Below are 2,815 nucleotides of genomic sequence, written 5' to 3'. Positions count from 1 at the left end.
GAGCTCGAGGACGCGATCGACGTCGAGGACGACCATGAGCTGGCCGTCGAGACGGTGGACACCGCCGGCGAGCTTGGCCATGCGGGGGTCGAGATTGACGGGGTTTTCTTCCATGCCGTCCTCGGCGAGCCGCAGCACTTCGCCGATCTGGTCGATCAGGAGGCCGTAGGATTCACCGCGCAGATCGACGCCGACCGCCATCGGGATCTTGCCGTCCTCGGGCTTGGGCAGGCCGAGCCGGGCGCGCATGTCGACCACGGTGACGATGCGGCCGCGCAGGTTCAGCACGCCCGCAATCTCGCGCGAGGACAGCGGCACGCGGGTGACGCGCTCGGGCATGAACACGTCCTGGACGCGGGAGATCGGCAGGCCGAACAGCTGGCCGCCGATCATCGCGGTGACGTATTCGACCATGGCGCCTTCGCCGGACTGGGTCTTCTTGGTCATGTGCGTATCTCCTGATCCATCCCGCTGGGGTTTAGGCGGCTGCGCGGCTCAGCTCGGAGGCACCGGCGGCGCCCGCGGTCTGTTCCTTCAGCGCCGCGATCAGACCGGGACGGTCGAACTTGGCGACATAGTCGTGGAAGCCGGCCTGACGGCCGCGCTCGATCGCCGCCGGCGACACCAGCGCGGAGAGCCCGATGATCGGCATCGCGCCCAGATTGCTGTCGGAGCGGATGGTCTCGGCAAACTCGAACCCGTTCATGTCGGGCATCTCGATGTCGGTCAGGACCACGTCGAAGCTCTGCGCGCGCAGCGCCGCCAGGCCCTCCTGCGCGGTCGGCGCGGTGCGGACGCGGTAGCCGGCGGCCTTGAGCACCGGGGCCAGCATGTTGCGGAAGAACGCCGAATCGTCGACCAGCAGCACCGATTGCGAGTGCAGCGACGGCTTCATCTCCTTGCGGGTGAACCAGTCGGCGAACGCCATCGGCAGGAAGTGGCCGACGTCGATCACTTCGGTGGCCTGGCCCTTGATCACGGCCGAGCCGAGAATGCCGGAGGAGGATCCGCCGACCTCGATGTTGAGCCGTTCCTCGACGATGTCGATGATCTCGTCGACGACGAGGCCCATGGAGCGGCCGTCGTCGGAGAACACCAGGATCGGCTGGGCGCCCTGGCTCGCGATGGTGACGCTCTCCATGGCAACGAGCGGCATCAGCTGCTCACGGTACTGCACCATGTAGCGGCCGTTCGAGAACTCGATCTTGTCGGCCGGGAGCTCTTCCAGGCGCGTGACGAGCCCGAGCGGGACCGCCTTGGGCTGGGACGAGCCGGCGCGGAACACCAGCAGCGAGGTGGTCTGCTCGCCCGATCCGATGCTGTGCGTCCCGTTCTCGTTGTTCATGTCATGGGCCGAAGAGCCGGCGGCGCCGAGCGCCTTGGCAATGCCGTTGGGGTCGATGATCATGATGACCGCGCCGTCGCCCAGGATGGTATTGCCCGAGAACATGTCGATGTGGCGCAGCTTCGTCGACATCGGCTTGACCACGATTTCTTCGGTGTGGAACACGCCGTCGACGACGATGCCGAAGGTCTGGCTGCCGACCTGCGTCACCACGATGAAGCCGTTCTCGGGATCGGAGACGGCGCCGTCGTCGATCTTGAGCAGCTTCTTGAGATGGATCAGCGGCAGCAGCTTGTTGCGCAGCCTGAGAACCGCGGTGTCCTTGATGCGCTCGATGCGGTGCTCCGAGTTGGCGCGGGCCCGCACCAGCTCGACCACGGAGAGCTGCGGGATCGCAAAGCGGTCGCCGGCGGCTTCCACGATCAGCGCGGAGACGATGGCGAGCGTCAGCGGGATCTTGATGGTGACGGAGGAGCCTTCACCGGCGACCGACTTGATGTCGATGGTGCCGCCGATCTGGTCGATATTGGTGCGCACCACGTCCATGCCGACGCCGCGTCCCGACACCGAGGTGATGGCGGCCGCGGTGGAGAAGCCCGGCGCGAAGATGAACTTGTGGATCTGGGCTTCGCTCATCTTCTCGAGCTCGGCCTCGGTGACCAGACCTGAGGAGATCGCCTTGGCCTTGATCCTGTCGGTGTTCAGGCCACGGCCGTTGTCGGCGATGCAGATGATGATGTGGCCGCCCTCGTGATAGGCGGACAGGCGAATGGTGCCCTGCTCGCCCTTGCCGCCGGCGAGACGCTCGGCCGGGGTCTCCAGGCCATGGTCGGCGGAGTTGCGCACCATGTGGGTGAGCGGGTCCTTGATCAGGTCGAGCACCTGGCGGTCGAGCTCGGTGTCGGCGCCGTGCATCTCCAGCTCGATCTGCTTGCCGAGTTCGCTCGAGAGGTCGCGAACGATGCGGGGCAGCTTCTGCCAGGCATTGCCGATCGGCTGCATGCGCGTCTTCATGACGCCTTCCTGCAGCTCGGCGGTGACGTTGGACAGCCGCTGCAACGGCACCTTGAACTCGGTGTCCTCGTTGCGGCGGGAGATCTCCAACAGCTGGTTGCGGGTCAGCACCAGCTCCGAGACCATGATCATCAGATGCTCAAGCGTATCCACGTTGACGCGGATCGACTGGTTGGCGATGCTGGCTCCCTCGGCGGCGCCCTCGTCGGCGATCGACTTCTTCGGCGCGGCCTTGTCCTTCGCCTTGGTCTCCTTCGCGGCTTCCTTGGCAACAGGCACCGGGGCTTCAGCGGCAGGCGGAGGCTCCGCCTTGACTTCGGCCTTGGCAACCGGGACCGGCACTTCGATCGCGGTGTCGCGGAAGGCACGCTCGAGCTCGTCGAGCGAGACTTCGCCCGGACGCAGCGGACGCTCCAGGCTCTGGTCGGCCAGCACGCCGGAGGTCGGCGCGGCTTC

The 2,815-nt window shown here is 66.5% G+C and carries 2 protein-coding genes; both read right to left on the bottom strand.

Translation table 11 applies throughout. The annotated features are described in order from the left end of the window. On the bottom strand, positions 1-447 hold a 447-nt coding region (locus AC0L3B_RS37980; protein ID WP_247468230.1), incomplete at its 3' end, for a chemotaxis protein CheW. Between the two features lie 31 nt (positions 448-478). Further along, positions 479-2,815: hybrid sensor histidine kinase/response regulator (locus AC0L3B_RS37975; RefSeq protein WP_473382646.1), on the bottom strand; the 2,337-nt coding region annotated here is incomplete at its 5' end.

This window comes from Bradyrhizobium sp. Kon56 (genome assembly GCF_055807635.1).
This window is presented reverse-complemented; position numbering and strand designations above follow the sequence as displayed.